Source organism: Clostridium sp. DL1XJH146, from assembly GCF_054819755.1.
The window spans coordinates 107,473-129,275 of the sequence record NZ_JBTVVN010000007.1 but is presented as its reverse complement, the minus strand read 5'-3'; the positions used below and the strand labels follow the sequence as shown (position 1 = coordinate 129,275).

19 protein-coding genes and 1 pseudogene are annotated in these 21,803 nt (G+C 28.1%); 3 read left to right on the top strand and 17 right to left on the bottom strand.

Features of this window, described 5'->3' with window-relative positions:
- The 3 genes from ACVHXK_RS05510 to ACVHXK_RS05500 all read right to left on the bottom strand — a co-directional run.
- Window positions 1-1,448 (bottom strand): CotH kinase family protein (locus ACVHXK_RS05510; protein WP_461205365.1); only part of this gene is annotated, 1,448 nt, incomplete at its 3' end.
- A 14-nt stretch (window positions 1,449-1,462) separates the two neighbouring features.
- Complete coding sequence (locus tag ACVHXK_RS05505) at window positions 1,463-2,131, bottom strand: DUF4956 domain-containing protein (RefSeq protein WP_461205364.1); 669 nt, start codon at window positions 2,129-2,131, stop codon at window positions 1,463-1,465.
- An 11-nt stretch (window positions 2,132-2,142) separates the two neighbouring features.
- The gene (locus tag ACVHXK_RS05500) at window positions 2,143-2,838 is read right to left on the bottom strand and encodes a polyphosphate polymerase domain-containing protein (RefSeq protein WP_461205363.1); all 696 of its coding nucleotides are present in this window, start codon (window positions 2,836-2,838) and stop codon (window positions 2,143-2,145) included.
- Window positions 2,839-3,097: 259 nt separating this feature from the next.
- Here ACVHXK_RS05500 and ACVHXK_RS05495 point away from each other — a divergent pair, with 259 nt between their 5' ends.
- Both ACVHXK_RS05495 and ACVHXK_RS05490 read left to right on the top strand, forming a co-directional pair.
- Window positions 3,098-3,769 (top strand): response regulator transcription factor, encoded by a 672-nt coding sequence (locus ACVHXK_RS05495; protein ID WP_461205362.1) that lies wholly within the window; start codon window positions 3,098-3,100, stop codon window positions 3,767-3,769.
- Window positions 3,766-5,256 (top strand): HAMP domain-containing sensor histidine kinase, encoded by a 1,491-nt coding sequence (locus ACVHXK_RS05490; RefSeq protein WP_461205361.1) that lies wholly within the window; start codon window positions 3,766-3,768, stop codon window positions 5,254-5,256. Before ACVHXK_RS05495 ends, ACVHXK_RS05490 begins: the two co-directional genes overlap by 4 nt.
- A gap of 94 nt (window positions 5,257-5,350) precedes the next feature.
- On the opposite strand, the gene ACVHXK_RS05485 is transcribed toward ACVHXK_RS05490, so the two are convergent.
- The 12 genes from ACVHXK_RS05485 to ACVHXK_RS05430 all read right to left on the bottom strand — a co-directional run bounded on the left by ACVHXK_RS05485 (window position 5,351) and on the right by ACVHXK_RS05430 (window position 19,267).
- A complete protein-coding gene (locus ACVHXK_RS05485) occupies window positions 5,351-5,992 on the bottom strand; it encodes a flavodoxin family protein (protein WP_461205360.1) in 642 nt (213 codons plus the stop codon).
- A gap of 116 nt (window positions 5,993-6,108) precedes the next feature.
- Window positions 6,109-7,983, bottom strand: coding sequence for a molecular chaperone HtpG (htpG, locus tag ACVHXK_RS05480; RefSeq protein ID WP_461205359.1), 1,875 nt, complete (start codon window positions 7,981-7,983; stop codon window positions 6,109-6,111).
- A 282-nt stretch (window positions 7,984-8,265) separates the two neighbouring features.
- Window positions 8,266-9,507, bottom strand: a complete 1,242-nt coding sequence (locus ACVHXK_RS05475; RefSeq protein WP_461205358.1) for an anti sigma factor C-terminal domain-containing protein — start codon at window positions 9,505-9,507, stop codon at window positions 8,266-8,268.
- Complete coding sequence (locus ACVHXK_RS05470; protein ID WP_461205357.1) at window positions 9,497-9,994, bottom strand: RNA polymerase sigma factor; 498 nt, start codon at window positions 9,992-9,994, stop codon at window positions 9,497-9,499. Before ACVHXK_RS05470 ends, ACVHXK_RS05475 begins: the two co-directional genes overlap by 11 nt.
- A 363-nt stretch (window positions 9,995-10,357) precedes the next feature.
- Window positions 10,358-12,172: an aldehyde ferredoxin oxidoreductase family protein gene (locus tag ACVHXK_RS05465; protein ID WP_461205356.1), complete on the bottom strand. Its 1,815-nt coding sequence runs from the start codon at window positions 12,170-12,172 to the stop codon at window positions 10,358-10,360.
- Window positions 12,173-12,708: 536 nt separating this feature from the next.
- Window positions 12,709-14,631: a sigma-54-dependent Fis family transcriptional regulator gene (locus tag ACVHXK_RS05460; protein WP_461205369.1), complete on the bottom strand. Its 1,923-nt coding sequence runs from the start codon at window positions 14,629-14,631 to the stop codon at window positions 12,709-12,711.
- A gap of 138 nt (window positions 14,632-14,769) precedes the next feature.
- Window positions 14,770-15,435 carry a hypothetical protein gene (locus ACVHXK_RS05455; RefSeq protein WP_461205355.1) on the bottom strand — a complete coding sequence of 222 codons (666 nt, stop codon included), beginning with the start codon at window positions 15,433-15,435 and terminating at the stop codon, window positions 14,770-14,772.
- Window positions 15,428-16,348: a hypothetical protein gene (locus ACVHXK_RS05450; RefSeq protein ID WP_461205354.1), complete on the bottom strand. Its 921-nt coding sequence runs from the start codon at window positions 16,346-16,348 to the stop codon at window positions 15,428-15,430. Before ACVHXK_RS05450 ends, ACVHXK_RS05455 begins: the two co-directional genes overlap by 8 nt.
- A gap of 49 nt (window positions 16,349-16,397) precedes the next feature.
- The gene (locus tag ACVHXK_RS05445; protein ID WP_461205353.1) at window positions 16,398-16,709 is read right to left on the bottom strand and encodes a hypothetical protein; all 312 of its coding nucleotides are present in this window, start codon (window positions 16,707-16,709) and stop codon (window positions 16,398-16,400) included.
- 119 nt (window positions 16,710-16,828) lie between these two features.
- A complete protein-coding gene (locus tag ACVHXK_RS05440; protein WP_461205352.1) occupies window positions 16,829-17,740 on the bottom strand; it encodes a hypothetical protein in 912 nt (303 codons plus the stop codon).
- 87 nt (window positions 17,741-17,827) lie between these two features.
- A complete protein-coding gene (locus tag ACVHXK_RS05435; protein WP_461205351.1) occupies window positions 17,828-18,697 on the bottom strand; it encodes an ATP-binding cassette domain-containing protein in 870 nt (289 codons plus the stop codon).
- A 210-nt stretch (window positions 18,698-18,907) separates the two neighbouring features.
- Window positions 18,908-19,267 carry a GntR family transcriptional regulator gene (locus tag ACVHXK_RS05430; protein ID WP_461205350.1) on the bottom strand — a complete coding sequence of 120 codons (360 nt, stop codon included), beginning with the start codon at window positions 19,265-19,267 and terminating at the stop codon, window positions 18,908-18,910.
- Window positions 19,268-19,499: 232 nt separating this feature from the next.
- On the opposite strand from ACVHXK_RS05430, the gene ACVHXK_RS05425 reads away from it, so the two are divergent.
- A complete protein-coding gene (locus ACVHXK_RS05425; protein ID WP_461205349.1) occupies window positions 19,500-20,606 on the top strand; it encodes a C40 family peptidase in 1,107 nt (368 codons plus the stop codon).
- A 140-nt stretch (window positions 20,607-20,746) separates the two neighbouring features.
- Here the strand turns inward: ACVHXK_RS05425 and ACVHXK_RS05420 are convergent, their stop codons facing one another.
- Window positions 20,747-21,292: a DUF2179 domain-containing protein gene (locus ACVHXK_RS05420; protein WP_461205348.1), complete on the bottom strand. Its 546-nt coding sequence runs from the start codon at window positions 21,290-21,292 to the stop codon at window positions 20,747-20,749.
- Window positions 21,293-21,353: 61 nt separating this feature from the next.
- A pseudogene (locus ACVHXK_RS05415) lies at window positions 21,354-21,790 on the bottom strand (ZIP family metal transporter).
- Window positions 21,791-21,803: the final 13 nt, after the last annotated feature.

Genomic DNA, 21,803 nt, shown 5'->3' with positions numbered 1-21,803 from the left:
TCTACCATCTCTGGCCTTCCGGGTCTTTCGCCATCTACCATCTCTGGCATCTCGCCATCAATCATCTCTGGTATCTCACCATCTGTTGCTATTTCATCGGTCATCTGACCTTTCATACCCTGTCCTTGAGTCATATTACCACTTGAGCCTGAATTTCCTTGTCCATCATTTGTACTCTGGATTTCACCAGCCAATTGCTGAGTTACATTTTCTATTCTTAACTGCACAAAATTTAATAAACTTATGTTAGTTCCTTCATCTTCAAATAGAGCCTTTTCAAACTCATCATATGTATAAAAAGATGATGGATCTATTTCAACATAATCTTTTATCATATTATATACAGTTAATACTTTTTCGTTTATATTATCTTCTTCTAGATATCCTTCTGATATTTCCTGCAAATATTCATGATATTTTGCTACATATTCCTCATTCTCAAATATTGCTTCAACCAGTGGATAACTTGACATTTCACCTTTCACAGGTTCATCAATTAAGAATTCTATAGCTTCTTCATCAGTAAATCCTGACCCAGGGAAACCATTAAGAATCATATTTAAATCCCAAGAAATCCATTCAAATATCCCATCGTTATTATAAAGATAATAATTATGAAACATAGCACCTTGATAACTATCTTGATGAACAGTCATTGTACTAAAAGCTAAATATTTCAAGAAAGAATCCACATTAAGTATAGAATCTAAGTCACTTCCATCTTCAATAGCTTTTATTAGCTCTACCAACTTTTCATTATCGTATTCATCCATATTTTCAGGAAACATTCCTGTATAACCCATTCCATCATCAGATATATATGCTAAATCAGCTCCTATACCAGAATCTGGTTTATATAATTCACCAGAATCATCTCCATAATGGTCAGTTAAAAATGATGAATTTACTTGCTCAACTGCTAAGTATAGACCATAGTACTCACCATTGATAGATAAAGCAACATAAGTAGTTCTCGAAGAAACTGCATCTATATCATCAAGCATTTCATATCCTATGTATTCTGCCATCATAGACGGGTCATTAAACAAGTTATTAAGATTGATTTTTGTTATTCCATAGAAATCTTGGTCTTCTAGATAATAATTAAAATCAACTTTAAAGCTATATCTATCACTATCTGAATTTGCTACATTTCTTAAACTGGAATTACCTTTTGTCCTAATACCAATATCACTAAATGTGTATCCATTATATGTTATATTTGCCATAACCACTTCTTCTTCTATAGCCGTATCTAACATATTTTGATATACATCTTCGTCTATTTCAATATTCACATCTACAACTTCATCATGAGGAAATACTACTTTATCAACTATAGTATTTTCATCAGCTGATATGCTAGTAGAATTAGCAGAGTTCAAATCAACTATTACTATTATAAAAATTACTAATAGAACGGCTGCTAAGCTTTTAATCCACTTCATATAGCACTCCTCCTCTAATTAGAATATTCGCTACTGCTCACTAACATAGCATTTGCAACTGAATCTATACCTCTTAAATCATTTACAAAACTCATTTCTCCATCTTTTATTCTAATTTCTATTGTTAATTCTATTTGCGTATTATCTACTGTTTTTGATTTGACGAAATACTTGTCCACTTTTGATTTAATTTTATTAATTACTTCTGTTTCATCTTCTTCTTTTGTGAAATTAATTAACAAAATATAAGGAGTTTCACTTTTTAAATTTAAATTAAAGACATAAAGAATCATTCCAATAACAAAAGAACCAATTATAGAAAGCATAAAGAAACCTGCTCCTGTTACAATACCTGCTGCTATTGACCAAAACATAAATACTATATCCATAGGATCTTTAATAGCCGCTCTAAAACGAACAATACTCAATGCACCAACCATACCTAATGATAAAACTACATTTGATGTAACTGCCATAATTACTAATGAAGTTATCATTGTCATCATTACTAAAGACAAATTAAAACTCTTTGTATAAACCACACTTTGGTACGTCTTTTTATAAATTTGAAATATAAATAATCCAACTACAAAGGATAATAATAATGTTATCCCTATATCTAATGCTGATAAACTTGTTGTTCCCTCTAAAAATCCTTCACTAAAAATATCTTGAAATGTCATAAATATTCCTCCTAAAATTTATAATTGTATTTTCTTGCATAAACATATTTTGATGATGAAGTGGCCATTACATTTCCACTTTCTATAAGACTCTTTATATGGTCTGGGAAAACTCCGTTAAATTTAATTTCTAAAATATTTTCATTAAATCCCAAGGCCGGTGTGTAAATTATATTATCATCAAATATATTTACCTGATTACTAGATGTTCTTATATCTTTATCAAAAGTAATTCTTGTATCTCCTACTGGATGTATAAAAGCTATTCTGTTATATTTAACAATAACTTTTGGCTTAATTAATCCATGGGATAACTGAAAATAAAAATCTTTAAATAAACTTTCTTCTTTTTCTAATAAAAATTCATAATTGCCTTTATAAATATTTTTCACTTCGTCCTCTGATAATTTCCCTGATACTTTCATAGTCATTTGATGAATCTTTGATTTTCTTTCAAGCTTTAAGAAAGTAGTATCATTATTATAAAAACGTATCCTATACTTATGACGAATTGCATCACCATTAATCTTTTGAGCATAAGCACCATTATTATAATCGTCAAAATACACACTCGTTATGGTGTATCCCTCATCAGGACAATTAGCATCTTTTTTTAATACTTTACTAAGCTTATTTTTAAGAACTAAACAATCCATATCGCTAATTGTATGCTTTATTTCATGTCTTTTGGCTTTTAATAATCCCATATCAATGCCTCCTTTCTTTTATGTTAAATTTAATTTACTATATAAATGTCACATCTATATCACAAAACTTCAAATATAGACATCCTTTTAAAAAAACACCATTCCTATTTGTATTATAATTTAAATGTAATTATAATATTTATTATAGTTTAAAATATACAATCATCAATAAAAAAACAGTATTACATGTACAATGTTATATCTCTGTAACATTATTAATGTAAAGTTTAACTAACTAAATAATAAATGAGGTGATTATATGAAATATAAAATTCTTATAGCAGATGATGAGATGAGAATACGTATATTAATATCTGATTTTTTAACAAATGAAGGATATGAAATTATAGAAGCCGCCGATGGAAAAAAAGCAATTGAAAAGTTTTTAGATGACCCCACAATTAAATTGGTTATCTTAGATATTATGATGCCTTTCTTTAATGGCTGGGAAGTTTGTGAAGAAATAAGAAAGGTAAGTACAGTACCTATAATTATGCTAACGGCTAAAAGTGAAGAAAAAGATGAGCTTAATGGTTTTCGTAAAGGAACAGATGAATATATTACAAAACCTTTTAGTCCTTCTATATTGGTAGCAAGAGTTAATGCTTTAATGAATAGAACTTACGGTAATAGGGATTATTTAATCAAAGGTAATTTAGCTATGGATACCTATAAACATATAGTAAAATCTGAAACCAATATTGTAGAGCTCAGCTCAACTGAATATAAATTGTTATTGTATATGATCCAAAATGAAGAAACAGTTCTTTCAAGAGAAATGCTTTTAAATAACATTTGGGGCTACGACTATGAAGGCACTGATAGGACTGTAGATACTCATATAAATAGGCTTAGATTTAAACTAGACCCCTGTGGTAAATACATAGTAACTGTTAGAGGCTATGGTTATAAATTTGAGGTGATAGAGTGAATTCAATAAAGAGGAAACTTTTTTTTCAAATAGGTACACTTATTATTATTTTGATAACTCTATTACTACTAGCTAATACATTATTACTTGAGTCTTACTATACATACAATCAAAAGAATTTATTAATAGACCATTACTCTACAATTAATTCTATAGAAAAAGATGATTACGATAATAATTTAGTTGAATTACTCTCTATTGAATCAAATTCAAATATAGACATATTGATAACAGATAAATTAGGAAAAACAATTTATAGTTCAAGAAATTATTTACCAGATAGAAAAGATGATGGATTGGAACAAATAACTCCTCCTCCTGGCAAAAAACCTGTATTAGACATATTTAGGACTGAAAATATAAATGATAGCATAAGTATATTTTGGGCTAATGACCTACTACTAAAAGAGAAAAACCTAACCTTATCTGGAACATTAGATAACGGTAACTTCATCGAATTAACTACACCACTTGCCTCAATCAAAACAAATATAAAATTGTCTAATAATTTCCTTTTGATAATAGGGATTATTGTTTTTATTATTGCAATGATATTTGCATATATTATATCCATTGATTTCACAAAACCTATAAGTGAAATCAATGAAGTAACTAGAAATTTAAAAAAGCTAGATTTTAAAACATCTTGTAAAGTACTCTCAAACGATGAGATTGGTGAACTTGCTGAAAGTATAAATGAAATGTCTAAGGAATTATCAACTACAATTGATTCCTTAAATGCTAAAAACCTTCAACTTGAAAATGAAATTAAGGAAAAAAATAAATTAGACCAAAAAAGGCGAACGTTGCTTAACAATGTATCCCATGAATTAAAAACACCTATTTCACTAATGCAAGGATATGCTGAAGGTTTAAAACTAAATGTCATTAAAAGTAAAGAAAAAACAAATTTCTATTGTGATGTTATAATAGATGAATCTATAAAAATGAATTATTTAGTTGAAAATTTATTAAATATTGATCAAATGGAATTTGGTGATAAAGTTTTAAATAAAACCTCCTTCGAAATAAATGATTTTATAGGAAAGGTACTTGATAAATACCTGAAAATTTTTAAAGATAAAAATATTAGATATAAGATTGAAAAAATTCATCCTACAGACGTATTTGGGGATATTTTCATGCTAGAGACTGTATTTACAAACTATATAACCAATGCAATAAATTACGTTGATGAAAACCGAAAAATAAAAGTAAATCTAAGGACTTTAAGCAATACCATACGAATTGAAGTATTTAATACTTGTCCACCAATAAGCCAAGAAAATCTGGAAAAAATATGGGATAGTTTTTATAAATTAGATAAAGCAAGAACAAGAGAAAAAGGTGGTCATGGATTAGGACTTTCCATTGTCAAAGCTATTTTAGAAGCTCATAACAATGCTTATGGTGTAAAAAATGTTAAAGATGGAATTTGTTTCTGGTTTGAAATAGCTATTGATAATGCTAAAGATTTACAAAATTAAATACCTATTAACGTAGAAATCAGTAGATAAATTTGTTTTTACCAAACCTATCTACTGCTTTTTCATACAAAAAACAACATCATCAAGAGTCCTTCTATTTATTATACCTGTTTCTAATGATAGAACCTAGTATTTTACCAGCTTTATATGCTTCATGTTTTGCTTCGGTTTGACATTCAAATATAATTGGTAAATGCTCCTCTTTTATTTCATCTATAAAACCATGATCATTTACTATATTTCCCACGCTACAATTAAGTCCATCTCCGCAATCGTAGCATTGAGAATATCCCGCTGCTTTAACCTTAGAAATAACAGCCATTTTATTTGATATCATAATTTTTTCGATAATATCTTCTGCTGGATTTTGTAATTTATTATATCCGGTAGATACAACAATTCCTAATTTACCTGCTAAATCAAATTTTTCTTTATGTCTGAAACAGAAGGTTCTCTCTAATGCTGCATGTCCAAGTGCATTAATAGTGTTATAATAATTCGGTGCACCAAAAACTATTCCATCAGCTTTTAACATCTTCTCACCAATTTCATTCCAATCATCTTTAACTTTACATCTATTATCTTTTACGCAACCTGTACACCCAATACATCCATTAATACGTTTGCCACTAAGAGAAATATATTCACACTCTAATCCCGTTGAACTAAGTATTTCTTTCACCGCTTTGCTAGTTATTCCATCTTTTCTTCCACTTGCACTAATACCTAAAATCATTATCATTATCCTCCTAAGTTTGATTGCAAAATTATTATACTAATAATATCAGATAATAGTATTATTTTCTACAAAAAGAAAGGAAATGAATAAACTTCATCTCCTTTTTTAAAAAACTATTTCATTACTTTACACATATTATTTGTAAATTCTACTGGATCTTCTACAGGAAGTCCTTCTATAAGTAATGCTTGATTGTATAATAAACTAGCATAAAGATCTAATTTTTCTTTATCATTTTCAAAAGAATCTTTTAATGCTGCAAATATTTCATGATTTACGTTAATTTCAAGCACCTTATCAGCTTTTACCCCTTGACTATCAGGCATTGCACTTAAGATTTTCTCCATTTCTATAGATACTTCTCCTTCATTAGATAAACAAACAGGATGATTTTTTAATCTCTTAGAGACTCTAACGTCTTTAACTTTACCTTCTAATGCTTTCTTCATGTACTTAAATAAATCTTTGTTTTCTTCTGTTTCTTCTTTTGCTTTTTCATCCTCTTGCTCAATACCTAAATCTCCGCTTGATACAGATTTAAATTCTTTTTCTTTATAATTCATAAGCATTTTAACTGCAAATTCATCAACATCATCTGTAAAGTATAGTATTTCATATCCTTTATCAGCTAACATTTCTGTTTGAGGAAGTTTTGCAATTCTTTCATTTGAATCACCAGATGCATAGTAAACGAATTTTTGATTTTCTGGCATTCTTTCAACATATTCAGCTAATGTTACAAGAGCTTTTTCTTTAGAAGAATAGAACATAAGAAGGTCTTGTAACACTTCTTTTTCACTCCCGAAATTATTATAAATACCAAATTTCAATTGTCTTCCAAAAGAATTATAGAACTCTACATATTTATCTCTTTCATTCTTTAATAATTTTTCAAGCTCACTCTTAATTTTAGACTTGATATTTTTAGCTATTAATTTTAATTGTCTATCTTGTTGCAATATTTCTCTGGAAATATTTAAAGATAAATCTTCTGAATCTACCATACCTTTAACAAAACTAAAGTAATCAGGTAATAAATCGGCACATTTATTCATTATTAATACACCATTAGAATAAAGCTCTAGACCTTTTTCATACTCTTTAGTATAGAAATCATATGGTGTCTTTTCAGGAATATAAAGAATTGCATTGTAAGATATCATTCCTTCTGCTCTTACGTGCAAGTGTTTTACTGGTTTATCAAAACCATAGTGCTTTTCAGCATAGAAATTATTGTAATCTTCCTCAGTAAGTTCACTTCTATTCTTTTTCCAGATAGGAATCATACTGTTTACTATCTGTTCTTCTTTGAATTCTTCGTATTCAGTTTCGCTACCTTCTTTAAGTTTGCTTTCAGTTACTTCCATTTTAATAGGATATCTTATAAAATCTGAGTATTTCTTAATTATAGATTTTAATTTATACTCTTCTAAATACTCATCATAATTTTCATCTTCTTCATTTTCTTTTAATTTAATAATTATCTCTGTTCCTACTGAATCTTTTTCACATTTTTCAATAATATATCCTTCAGCACCTTCTGAAACCCATTTATAAGCTTCTTCACTACCAAATGCCTTAGAAGTTACAGTTATCTCATCTGCTACCATAAACGCTGAGTAGAAACCAACACCAAATTGTCCTATTATATCAAAACCATCTTTTATTTCGTTATCACTTTTGAATTTAAAAGAACCACTATTAGCTATTACTCCTAAATTGTTTTCAAGCTCTTCTTTAGTCATTCCAATACCTGTATCAGTCATTTTCAATATTCTATTTTCTTTATCTGCTTCAATTTTAATAAAATAATCATCTTTATTAAACTCTAAAGTTTCATCCTCTAAAGTTTTGTAATATATTTTGTCCATGGCATCGCTTGAATTTGAAATAAGTTCTCTTAAAAAGATCTCCTTATTTGTGTAAATCGAATGAATCATTAAATCTAAAAGCCTCTTAGATTCTGCTTTAAATTGTTTCTTTTCCATTTATAATTCCCCTTTCATAATATGGCTCTAATAACCATTTAATGTTTATTTAGTTTTGATCCTACATGTATTAAAATTTTTTATGTATCTGTTAGCACTCTCTTTTGTTGAGTGCTAACACTATTTTTTATACCATAATTTGAATTCTATGTCAATGATATTTAAATCTTTTTAACTTATCTTTAAAAGAATGTTAATAAATTGTCTCAAAGTAAAGATTCTCGGCACCGCCGAGAATCTTCCTTAACTGCTAACTGCTAACTGCTAACTCTAGTTTACTCGTTATTTCGAATATTTAGAAACCTTTATATCAGATATATAAATACAGTTTGTTTCATCTCTTTCCATAAATGATATTATATCTTTTGCTTCACCATAGACTAAAACTCCGTAAGTTTTTACCCCATTTTCTTTTATGTAATCTAAAGAATTTGCATAAAAATCTCCTTGTACAGGTCTTTTATCTAAAGAAGTTGTAAATTCTTTTCTGTCGTATAGATATTGCAATAATGAATTGAAGTGAACTTCATATCCATATCCCAATGCCTTATTCCAATCTTCGAAAGGTTTTGTCGCCGTATAATAATCAAGTAAAGATAAATATGGATATTTTTCTTTATCAGCACTATCAGTAGTATCTATTACACTATTAGGATTAAACCCTACTTTATCTACAATAACTCGCCTAGCATCTATTGTCTCTCCTTCACTTTCCGTTGAAATCAACTCACTGTCAATAACTCTAATAGCCACCCACTTAAAATCTATGCTTTTAGTATTATCTTGTGAATCTTTGTATTCATTTTCTAATGCAACTAATTCTTCCATAGTTAAATCTTCTTTAAAATCAACATAAGCAGATACATATGATGTAGAAGGTACCTCCTTTAAGTGAGCTATTGCTTCTTCTGATTGTATATTGGAAAACTCTTCTATTTCATTTCCTAGATTTCTATAAAAAAAATCTCCATCATTAAGTTCATTATCAAGTAAATTATTAAAATTACCAATTTTGCGATTACGTATAAGAGAAATATTTGTATCAACATTATTCTCTTCAAATAAATCATTTTGACTGATTGCTATATTGTATTTACCAAAACCTAAAGGCTCTGCATAAGCATACCCAAAGGTATATCCAGGTCTATATAATTCCACATACACACTCATATCAAATTGTATATCTTGGAAACACTCCCCTACAGATACTTTACTAGGATTATAATAAAATGAATCAACAATTGGTGATACAATATATTTAGCTCCTAATAGTATAATAAAAACACTTACAATTGATATAATGGTAATCTTTCGGAACTTCTTATTCATTACTTCTTTAATTTTTTTATTATCAATTTCACTATTTTCTTTATCCTTATTATTAAGTTCTATTCCTAAATCAATTTCATCTGCTAAAAATTCATTTATACTTTCGTTCTTTTCTATTTCACTCTCTACATATTGTTTTTCTTCCTCATTTAAAGTTCCTTCCTTATATTTTTCAAGTAATTCTTTAAAGCTCATAATTCTCCTCCTTTAAAATATCTTTTAGTTTTTTCCTACTTCTGTATAATAAAGTTCTTGCAGCACCACTTGTTATTTCCATAGATTTTGCAATATCCTTTAGAGAAAAATCACAAAAATAATATAAAATCACAATTTCTTTATAAGACTTAGACATACTTAAAATACCTTTATAAATATTCTCATTTCGTTCATTCCTTAAAATTTCTAATAATACATCTTCTGGTCCATTAAGTTTCATATTATCTATATCTTCAATACTAAATTTCTTGTTTTTACGGAGCCAATCAATCCAAGTATTTTTACCAACTCTAAAAAGATAAAATTTAATATTTTCTTGAGAGTTTTCTATTGAAGCAAAAGCTTTAAAAAAAGTATCGCTGACTAAATCTTCTGCTAAATAATGGTCTTTGCAAAAAGAAAGAAGATATATATAGAGTTCTTTATGATATAGCTTATAAATTTTTTCTAAGTATTTTTTATCCATCATATCCTCCCTTCACTTAATAAACGAAAACCTGGACAAAATGTCACACTTTGTTTATAACATAAATATTAATTTATTGAAACGATATATCACTATATCAAATCGTAATTTAATTAAAGCTATATTTAAAATATTATTGATAATTTATTTTATATATAGATTAAAATGTTTAGTTTAATACTAATATAAAATGTTGAATGTTGAATTTTAAATTTCATCTTTAGCTTTTAATCGATTTCCCAATTTTCATAATATCTCTTGATCCTTCAAAAAACAAAAAGATTCTCGGCACCAGCCGAGAATCTCCCCTCATTGCAAATTAAAAGTTTTTTATTGCATTGCACATTGCAAATTTCTATTAAGTTAAATATAGTCTTCAAGCCCTAATTCACGTAAAGTTTCTTCAGTAGGAATTCCATTTTTATCCCAGCCTCTAACTTCATAGTATTTAGGTAAAAGTACATCTAATCTATGAACGTGACCTTTTGATGGTCCATTTGGTATTTCTTCTTCTAATAACCTCTTTGGTAAAGTATCTTGATCACTACCAATGCCAGCTCTTAGGTTAAATATTTTCTCAAGTGTCCATATTCTATCCCCTGCTTGTAATAAAGATTCAACATCATAAAGTTCTTCACCTATAACTGCATTATACAAATCCACATAATCATCTGCCACTAATCCAAAGGTAGTAAATATACATAATCCCATAGAATCAATTACAGCAGTTAAATCATGGAATACTTTTGCATACGCAGGTTTTCCCTCTAATTCTAATCTATCTAATTTCTCAGGATAACCTAATATTTCTGGATTTATCATATATCCTTTAATATGACAACCGCCTCTATTATTAACTGCATATGTTATTCCATGTCCTTGAATTCCTCTTGGGTCATATGCTGGTATTTCTTGTTTCTTAACAGTCATTGAGTACTCAGGAACTCCATAGCTCTCACATAACCTATATGAACCATCACTTAATTTATCACCAAAGCCTTCTCTTACGGCCATTTTCCTAGTCCACTCGACCATTGCCTTGCTATCTCCCCATTCAAAGCCTATTCCATCTTCTTCAAGTTCTTCATTCTTAATATATCCTCTTTGATACAATTCCATTGCAGCTGCTATAGTTGCACCAGCTGAAATAGTATCTATTCCATATTCATTACATATCATATTTGCTCTATTAATAGAATCTAAATCATAAATATCACAATCAGAACCAAATGACCATAATGTTTCATACTCAGGACCAGCACATTCTGTTCCATCATCTAATTTAACAAATCTTCCGCAACCTATTGGACATCTATAGCAAGCAGTATTTTTTATTAATTTTTCTTCTGCTAAAGTTTCTCCACTTATTAAATCAGCTTTTTCAGTATAAGATTCTTGGAAATTCTTTACTGGGTGAACTCCATTTTCATTAATTATATTTACTAAAACTGCGCTTCCATAGGATGGTAATCCTTGACCGGCAACAGGGTCATTTATCAATATTTTAACTTTTTCACCATTTACTTTTTTAACCAAATCTTGATCTTTAATCTTAACCTTATGACTTCCTTTTACAACGATTGCTTTAAGGTTTTTAGAACCCATAACAGCACCGACGCCACCACGTCCAGCAGCTCTATCTATATCATTCATAATTGCAGCCATTAATGATAATTTTTCTCCTGAAGGTCCAATACACATAATTTTTGCTTTAGGCTCTGATTCTTTTTCTAGAAGCTCAGTAGTTTCAGAAACAACCTTGCCCCAAAGATGTGCAGCATCTTTTATTTCAACTTTATCATCTACAATTTCAATATAAACAGGAGTATCTGATTTACCTTCTAAAATAAGCATATCAAATCCAGTAGCTTTAAATTCTGCTCCCCATCTACCACCTGAATTAGAAATAGCTATAGTTCCTGTCAAAGGGGATTTTGTTACTACCATATATCTTCCACTTGTAGGTACAGGTGCTCCAGTTAAAGGACCAGTAACAACTATTATTTTGTTATCAGGACTCAATGCATCAATCTTTGGATCAACCTCATCCAACATTGTTTTTACTCCAATTCCTCTACAACCAATAAACTTCTTTGCCATATCGTCATCTAGTACTTCAGTTGTTATCGCTTTGTTTGCTAAATTAATCCTTAAAATTTTACCATGATATCCGTACATATATAGTACCTCCCTTTGTTATTTATTACCTTAACTATCTATATAAGCAAATAACATGCCAAACTTTTTTCAAAACAAGTGTTCAGAGTTCAGTTTGCAGAGTGCAATAAAAAGATAAAGACCTTGAGACACTAAGACCTTAATAAACATAAGGCTTAAGAGTTTTAATTTTCTGAAAATTAAATTTCAAACTACTAAACACAGTATAAAATACTATATACACTAACCAGTAAATAGCTATAAATTAGTATAATAAGTCTCAGCATTATATGCTATATAATCACTTTGTTCCATTATGGAACCGTATTCATTATTTTTTGTTCCACAATAGAACAAAGTTCCAAAATGGAACTTTGCGAAAGAATAACTTATTTTCTTATAAATAATTATTAGTAGTATCAGTTTTTTGTGTTTAATATTCTATAAATTAAAGATTTTATGAGCAAAGGGAAGAAAATTCTCCTAAATTGTGCATTGTGCATTGTGCATTGTGCATTGTGCATTGTGCATTGTGCATTGTGCATTGTGTATTTTAATTATAAATCATACTCCTTTATCTTTCTATAAAGAGTATTTCTCCCTATATCTAAAGCTTTTGCACTCAAAGCTACTGAACCATTATATTTGTCTAATACTCTTTTAATATGTTTTTTTTCTACTTCTTTTAAATTCAAGCAAAAATTATTATCATAACCTGTATCTTTATAATCATTTTTTACTTTTGTAGCTTCTATTCTATTTTCTATTGTATATTCGTTAAAATTATTATTCTCAGTGTACTCTTTAAATTTTTCAGGCAAAGCTTCAGTATTAATTATGAGTTCTACAATATTTTCTAGTTCCCTTATATTACCTGGCCATTCATAATTAATCATACAATTTAAATATCCTTCTGTTATTTCTACAGGTTTTTTATTAAGTTTTTTTGAAGTTCTTTTCATAAAATAATTTATAAGTAAAGGGATATCATCTTTTCTATCCCTTAAAGGTGCTAAATACAAAGGTAATACATTTAATCTATAAAATAAGTCTTTTCTAAAATTACCTTTTTCGACTTCTTCATTTAAATCTTTATTAGTAGCAGCTATAATTCTAACCTCTATGGGGATTTGTTTTACCCCACCTATTTTTGTAATAACAGATTCTTCAATTACCCTAAGCAGTTTAGTTTGCATATCAATTGGCATTTCACCAATTTCATCTAAAAATATAGTTCCACCATCAGCTAACTCAAATTTACCTGGATTGCCTCCTTTTTTTGCCCCCGTAAAAGAACCAGCTTCATACCCAAATAATTCTGACTCTATTAAATTTCTAGGAATAGCACCACAGTTCACAGCTATAAAAGGTTCATCTTTTCTGCTACTAGCATTATGTATTGATTGTGCAAAAACTTCTTTTCCTGTACCGCTTTCACCCATAATTAATATAGTAGACCTACTGTCGGCAATCTTTTTAGAGTATTCAATATTTTTCTTAAAGTCTTTGTTTTCACCTATAACTTTATCAAAGGTGTATATTGCTTGATTACTAAGTACTCTTCCTGCTAGTTTTCTATTACGTTTAATGTCTAAAAAAACAAAAGTTAATTCCTTCATTATTTCGCTAGTTATATAGATTGGGTAAACACTTAAATTATATTGCAGTTTATTTTTTTTACTATGAATAAATACATCTTCATCTATAAAATCTTCATTGTTTTTCATCTTAATTAAAATATCATCATAATTCTCAACTAGATCCCATATTTTCAGTTTTTGAAAATCATCTTTTGTATATCCAAACATTCCTAATCCTGTTTTATTGTAATTAAGAATATTTCCATTTAAATCTGATGTTATTATCCCTGTTGAAATGGAATCAAATACTCTTGCAAAGTGATTATTTACTTTAAATAAGTGTTTACTATATTTATCTGTCACCATTAATTCCTCAATTGCATTAGTTGCTGCAATAACCATACCTAGAGTATGAAGATGTGCTAACTCACAATAACCTGTCAAATTCAATACACCAACTATTTCGCCTTCCTGATTTCTAATGGGGGCTGCTGAACATGTCCATCTATGATATGAACTAATGTAATGTTCTTTTTCTGATATCTGAATAGGTCTTTGTTCTGTTAATACTAAACTCATGGCGTTTGTTCCAATATGCTCTTCACTCATATAAGCGCCTGGTATCATTTTAATATTAGTAGCTTCTCCTAATATTTTTTCGTCTCCAATTACACTCAAAATACACCCTTCACTATCTGTAAGTATACTAAAAAAATTTGATCCCTTAACAAAATCATACAAATGTTCCATAAAGGGACGAACTGCAAGTATAAGCTCTTCATTTGCATGAAGTTTTAATTGAAGAAGTTCATCATTTAATATCTTTCTACTATATGTAATATGTTTTTCTATACCAAAATCAATACACCTTTTATGAGAATCCAAAATATAATCCTTCATCATATTCACTTCCGTTTATTTATATTTTTCTCTTGTTAAGTAATCTATTATGATAATTTTAACATATTTATTTAGTTTTATGTATATTTTGCTTGAGCAAGTAATAATCGCCTTTAATATAATATCATTTGTTAACTTTTACAGTACAGATTCTCTTTTTATATTATTCCAGAAGGAAATAAAATTAATAACTGTAAAAACAATTACAATTATACTCACTCTAAAAAAAGAACCACAATTTCGTGCAGCTTCTGGAACTATTAAAAGAAATATTACCGCTATAGTAGGAGTCCCTATCACAATTGACCCTTCAGATAGATTCATAAAGGACAACACCATCATACAAAAAGAATATGTAAATATTATAGCTAAAAAAATCATCAAAAGTAGGATTATATACCTTTGTATACCTGGATTAACATATTTTACTCCAAAAAATTCTACTATAAAATCAACTTTGTTAAAAAAGCTAAAAATATTCTCAATAAAAAGAAAACCCATTGTGAACGTAGAAAATATAGTAGCTTCTATAACAACTGCTAGCATGCTAACTTTATAAAATATTTTTCTAGAAGAATTAAATTGTGAAAGCATAATATATCTTTCCTTAAAAGATAAACATGTCTTAAATATCACTACCGCTATATATACAAAAAAAGCTATTATATACAAAGAGTTATATTCGCCATTTTCTATAGGTTTAGGCATAATAATCGAATAAATCATTCCTAGACTTGCTATTAATATAACCCAAATTGCTTCACTTTCTTTATATAACCTTAAAGCCCCTTTTACTCTATTCATATTTCATTCTCCTTAATTTTCTTTTTTCATTAAGAAATATTGTGCTATTCCATACTAAAGAACCAATTACAAAAAGTATTAATGTTTTTAAATCTAACGGTACCAACTTTGTAAAGTAATTAATAATTACTGTCATTACAACTCCCATAACTATCTCTTTAATATTAGCAATAATAAATTGAATGTAATTTCCTTCGAAAGGTTTTTTCTCTCTATTCTCATCAACACTTATAGACTCTACTTTAATAATATCTAAATTTTTCACTAAGTCCCATCCTACAAGAATTAACACTAATGATATTCCTACTAATAAACTAAATATTAATATGGTATTCCCGATTTCTAAGAAGTTAATTATATATGAATAAATCTTTAATGGGAAAAAAGCTATTGCCATAATTATAAATCCTAACAAAACAAGTTCATTATAGTAATTCATAATCATGAATAAAGTATTAAATATCAATATTATAGTAAAGAAAAGTAGGAAGTAAAAAACAAATTTTTTCAGGAAAACAGCACCATTATTATACTTGTCAGCGATTGAAAAAGAAGAAGAAATAATATCACCTATTGTTACTAATAATGAAATTATTGTATTTATTATTGCAAAATATAATATTAAAGAAGAATAATATCCTTTCCTACTCCCCCTAAAAATCATAAACATCTTAATATTATATCCATTTGGTATATTACCATATATCATCAAAATAATTATTGTAATAACAATTATGAAGTTTTTAGTATAATTATATAGTTCAATATAACCAGTTGTAGACGGCTCAATTTCACCTATTATAATGCCTACTATTAATGAAATCAAAGTTCCAAATAAAGCACCAACAATTATTATAACGATCTGTTTCGAACAAATATGTTGAAGTTTTAAGTTTTTTAATAATCTATCCACTTTTACCACTTCCTTGTTTTAAGTTATCTATTTTATCAAATCTATAAAGTTACTCTATTAATATTTTAGGATAGGATGCTGATGCCCCTTTTAGATTCTTCCAAGCAATATAAAAATTTGTCAAAATCCATACTATAGCAACTAAAATCACTACTAAATAATTTTCATACCTTTCTATAACTTCAGGCACTAAAAAAATAAACAAAAATATATAAGTTGGAATAGAAATTATTATTGAACTTTCTCTAACTTTATCAAAAGAAACCATCATTAGAGAAAATGCATAAGTAAACAAAACACTTAAAAATATCATAAAAAATAAAATCATATATTCTAGTATAATTTGAGTAATACTGTTCATTTTCAATGACCTTATGCCTAAAGATTAAATTTACTATCAATACAAAAGCCATAATCTTAATCCAAATTGTTTCATTTTCCTTATAAATTTCTAATGCTCCTTTTAACCTATTCATATTTCTATCTCCTTAACCTTCTTTTATTCCTCCAAAAATCTAAGGTATTAAATGTCATACTACCTAGGCAAAGCCATAATAATCCTTCTAAATCTAAAGATAAAAAATGCCAAAAATAATTAATACATATTATAAATACAACTCCCGAAATTAACCCTCTAATGTTTGCAATAGTAAATTGAATATAATTTCCTTGAAATGGCTCTTTTATTTTATTATTCTCTTCGTCCTCATCAAATGTATAGGACTTAACAATATCAACCTTTCTTATCATTCTCCATCCTAAAACAATTAGTATTGCTATAACTGATATCATAGATAAATATATTATAATTTCATTCAAATTTTTGATAAGAGTAAAAATTGGTACATATACCTCAAATTGAACAAATAAAACAAGTATAGCTATTCCAATTTCAATAAAACGAGCTTTATAATACTTGATATACATAATCAAACAATTAATCAACAAAGATAAAATTAAGAATATAAAAAAATAAAAAACAAATTCTTTTACTAAAACAAATTCGCTATTGTATTTATTTAAACTTAAAATATTATGTGAAATCCAATCACAAATTACTTTGTATAAAGAAAAAATTAGATTTATTATAATAAAATAATTAATTTCTGAATAATAAAATTTCCTCCTAGTTACACTAAAAATAGTAAACATACTGAAATTATTAGCATTTATCATAAAAGTTAATAAAATCATCATAAAAACAACGCTATAATTCACCATAACCCCAGTAAATTCTAATAATTCAATACCATTAGCATTGCCAGCTCTTACATCTATTAAATAAAATATATTTGGCATAATATCAAACACAATAAACACTATTAAAGCACCTATTTCTAAATTACTTAAAAAGGTATGATGTAATTTAACATATTTCTTTAATGAGAACATCTATGAACACTTCCTTTGAACATCGTATGTTGTAAACTCTAATGAAACTTTAATTTTACCTATACACATAAAGCATTGTTTAATTATTTATTTTTTATCATTAGTAATATCAATAAAGAACTCTTGCAAAGTCATAGGTTTTATATCAAACCCCTTGTTTATCAATAACCTTTTATCATCAAAACTAATTTCGTCATATATATAAGCTTTCTTATAATCACCTAATTCTTCTTTCTTAATAACATTTTTATTATTAGTTAATTCTCCAATTACATCAGCTTCCCCAGTAATTACGTAAGATTTTTCACTTATTTTGTCCATATCTTCTTGAAGTAACAATTCCCCTCTATGGAGTATTATTATTTCTTCAAAAATATTGCTAACTTCATCAATTAAGTGAGTTGAAAATATAATTGTTCTTGAATTAACCAAATAATCTTCTAATAAGATCTCATAAAATAGTTTTCTTGCAGCTGCATCCAAGCCTAGATAAGACTCATCAAATATAGTGAGTGGTGCTCTTGATGCAAGTGCCAGAATAATTCCTACCATAGCTTCCATACCTTTTGATAGTTTATTGTAAGTCTTCTTTTCATCCAATCCAAACTCTTTAATTAATCTCTTTCTAAAATCCTCGTCCCAATTTTCAAAAAAATACTTGCCTAAGTCTAGTATTTTTTTTACTTTTAAATTGGTCATACTAGGCATCTTATCTTTTACAAAACATATCTTTCCTAAAACATCCTCATTATCAAAATGCTCTTCTCCAAAAATTTTGATGCTACCTGAAGAATTAAAAACTTGTCCTGAAACTATATTTAGCAGCGTAGTTTTGCCAGCACCATTTCTCCCTAAAAGACCATAGATCTTATTTTCTTCAAGTTTTATAGTCACATTATTCAAAACAACCTCATTTTTATATTTTTTACTCAAATTATTACATTCTAAAGCGTACATATGCTTCCTCCCCTAAATCATTGTTTATTAAATGCATTACTTTATCCTTTAAGATACTAATTTTTTCAAACTAATTTTCAATCTATTATTCAACTCATCAATAGTGGATAATTTGTTTCCTTATTGAAAAAACTTCTTATAATATTAATCTTTTACAAATCAATTTCACTCTTATTAAATATTGCAAACTGCACAATCATATTAAAAATTTTACCTTTGCTTAATAATTGCAATAATCTCTTCTCTAGACATTCCTAGTTTTTCACCTTCAACTAATAAGGTATCAACATACTCGGTACAGAATTTATCTTTTCTTTTATTAACAATGACATCTTTAGCTCCACTTGCTACAAACATCCCTATTCCTCTTTTTTTATAAAGAATACCTTCTTCTACTAGTATATTTATTCCCTTATTTGCAGTAGCTGGATTGATCTTATAAATAGAAGCAAATTGATTTTTTGATAATACTTTGTCTTCTTCTTTTAATTTTTCTTTAAGAATTTCATCTTCAATCCACTCAGCTATTTGGATATATATTGGTTTTATTGAATCATTTGAAAAATCCATATTTACTCCTTTACAATATAATTGTTTGGTTATTCGGTTGGTTAGTCGTGTAATTAACTATAGAATTATAATACAATACCATTTATACCCTGTCAATCAATTATAGGTAAAATGATGTCAGATTACCTTTTATTTAAAATAAATTAAAATTTTATACATATTACTTATAATAAACACCTATTAATGTTATAATAGTATAGAGTCTAGAGTATATAGCAAAGGAGAGGTTTTTGTGCATAAAAGAGTAACTGCTTTAATATTATCCATTACAATATTAGCTTCTATAAGCCAATCTAGTATTGTTTTTGCAACACCAAATTATGATAGTCAACTTGAAGAACAAAAAGCAGAACTAGCTGAACACAAAACGGAATACGATGAAGCAAAAAAAGTAGTTGAGGGAATAGAAGCTGAAATTGAAAAACTTGACGTAGAAATTGAAGCAATGCTTTCTCAAATTGAAGAAACAGAAACAAACATTTCTGAATTAGAAACCAAAATACAAAAAGCTAAAGATGATATAGCACAAGCAGAAAAGGACATGCAAGACGAAAAAGACATGTACAATAGTCGTATGGTGGCAATGTACGAAACTGGTGGAACAAGTTATTTAGAAATAATACTAGGTGCATCAGACTTAAGTGATTTATTATCAAGAATTCAAACAATTAAAACATTATCTGATTTAGATAAAGAAATTATAGCTGAATTAAAAGAAAAACAAGCCGAAATCGAAGAACAAAAGGCTAACTTAACTGAAGAAAATAATACACTAATTGATTATAGAAAAACACTATTAGATAAAAAAGAAACATTAGACTCTGCTAAAGATGACCAACAAGTACTAATTGATGATGCTAAGAAAGAAGCAAATAGTATAGCTGTTCTAGTTCAAAGTGACCAGCAAGAGGTTAATAAAACAATGTCACTAATTGAAGCTGCAAGGGAAGCAACTCCTTCTTATGATCCTTCAAGAGGGGCAACTTCTATATCATCAAATGCTGTAGTTGCATATGCATCAAACTATTTAGGACGACCTTATAGATATGGTGCTACAGGTCCTAGCTCTTTTGATTGCTCAGGATTTGCACAATATGTCTTTAGGCATTTTGGCGTATCCCTTCCTAGGACATCCTCTAGTCAATCAAGATATGGAACATATGTGTCTAGAGAAAATTTACAGCCAGGAGATTTAGTATTTTTTGGATATCCAGTACATCATGTAGGTATTTATGTAGGTAATAATTCTTATATACATTCTCCTCATACTGGAGATGTAGTTAAAATTTCAACTCTTAGTAGTAGATCTGATTTTAATTGTGGAAGAAGGGTATATTAATTTTAATTACAATGATATATTCTGTATATTTATACAAATAAAGCACAAAATAGATACACTATTTTGTGCTTTATTTGTATCTTTTTTTATTATCACCACTTATCTTACTAAAATGTTATTGTTATTTTTTGTATTTAATTTTAGTATTTAATTTTAGTTTTTAATTTTGCACTTCTTTTATTCATAGATTTAACAAGAAAGCCACCCTTAAATTTTCTTGGTTCATAAGCAACAATAAAAGCTAGAGGTTCATACTCTTCAATACACTCTAATAATTCATTTTCTCTACTTCTTTTTGTAAGAATCTCTAATTTAATACGATTACTGTCTCTTCCTTCTGCTTCAAATAAAGTTACTCCAAATCCCTTTTCTCTTAAAAAAGATATCATTTCATTATTTCTTTTATTTAGATTCACTTCAAATGAAGTATAACCTATGGCCATTTTGTTTTCTACAAAATTACCTAAAAATAAACCTAACCCAAACCCAACAGCATATACTATCATAGCTGCTATACTTTGATCTCCTGAAAAAACTAGAGATAAACCAAATACATATACTAATCCCTCTAAAATCCCAAACAATGCAGCTAAATAGCTAATGTTCTTTACCATAAAAACAGTTCGTAATGTAAGCAGTGGAACGTAAATCAATTGCAATAGTAAAATTAAAACTATCTGTGTCATATTATGTACTTTTAATCCTTTCTATTTATTTAAATTTATTTAAATTTATTATCCCGAAAATTCAGGCAAACATCAATAAACTAACTGCCATAACAGCCATTCCAGATAACAAACCATATACAGCAATATGATGTTCTCCATATTTTTCAGCCATTGGCAACAATTCATCTAACGAGATATAAACCATTATCCCTGCTACCCCTGCAAATATACCTCCAAACATGGCATTGCTAAAAAATCTCATCAAAATAAAAAATCCAAATAATGCCCCTACTGGTTCAGACATACCTGATATAAAAGAGTAAAAGAAAGCTTTTTTTTGTCTCCTGTAGCATAATATAATGGAACTGATATCGCTATCCATTCTGGAATATTATGGATAGCGATAGCTATTGCTATACTAATACCCACTGTCGGGTCTTGTAGTGCACTTGTAAAAGTTGCTAAACCTTCTGCGAAATTATGTATTGCTATAGCTAATACGGAAAAGATCCCCATTCTTAATAATTCC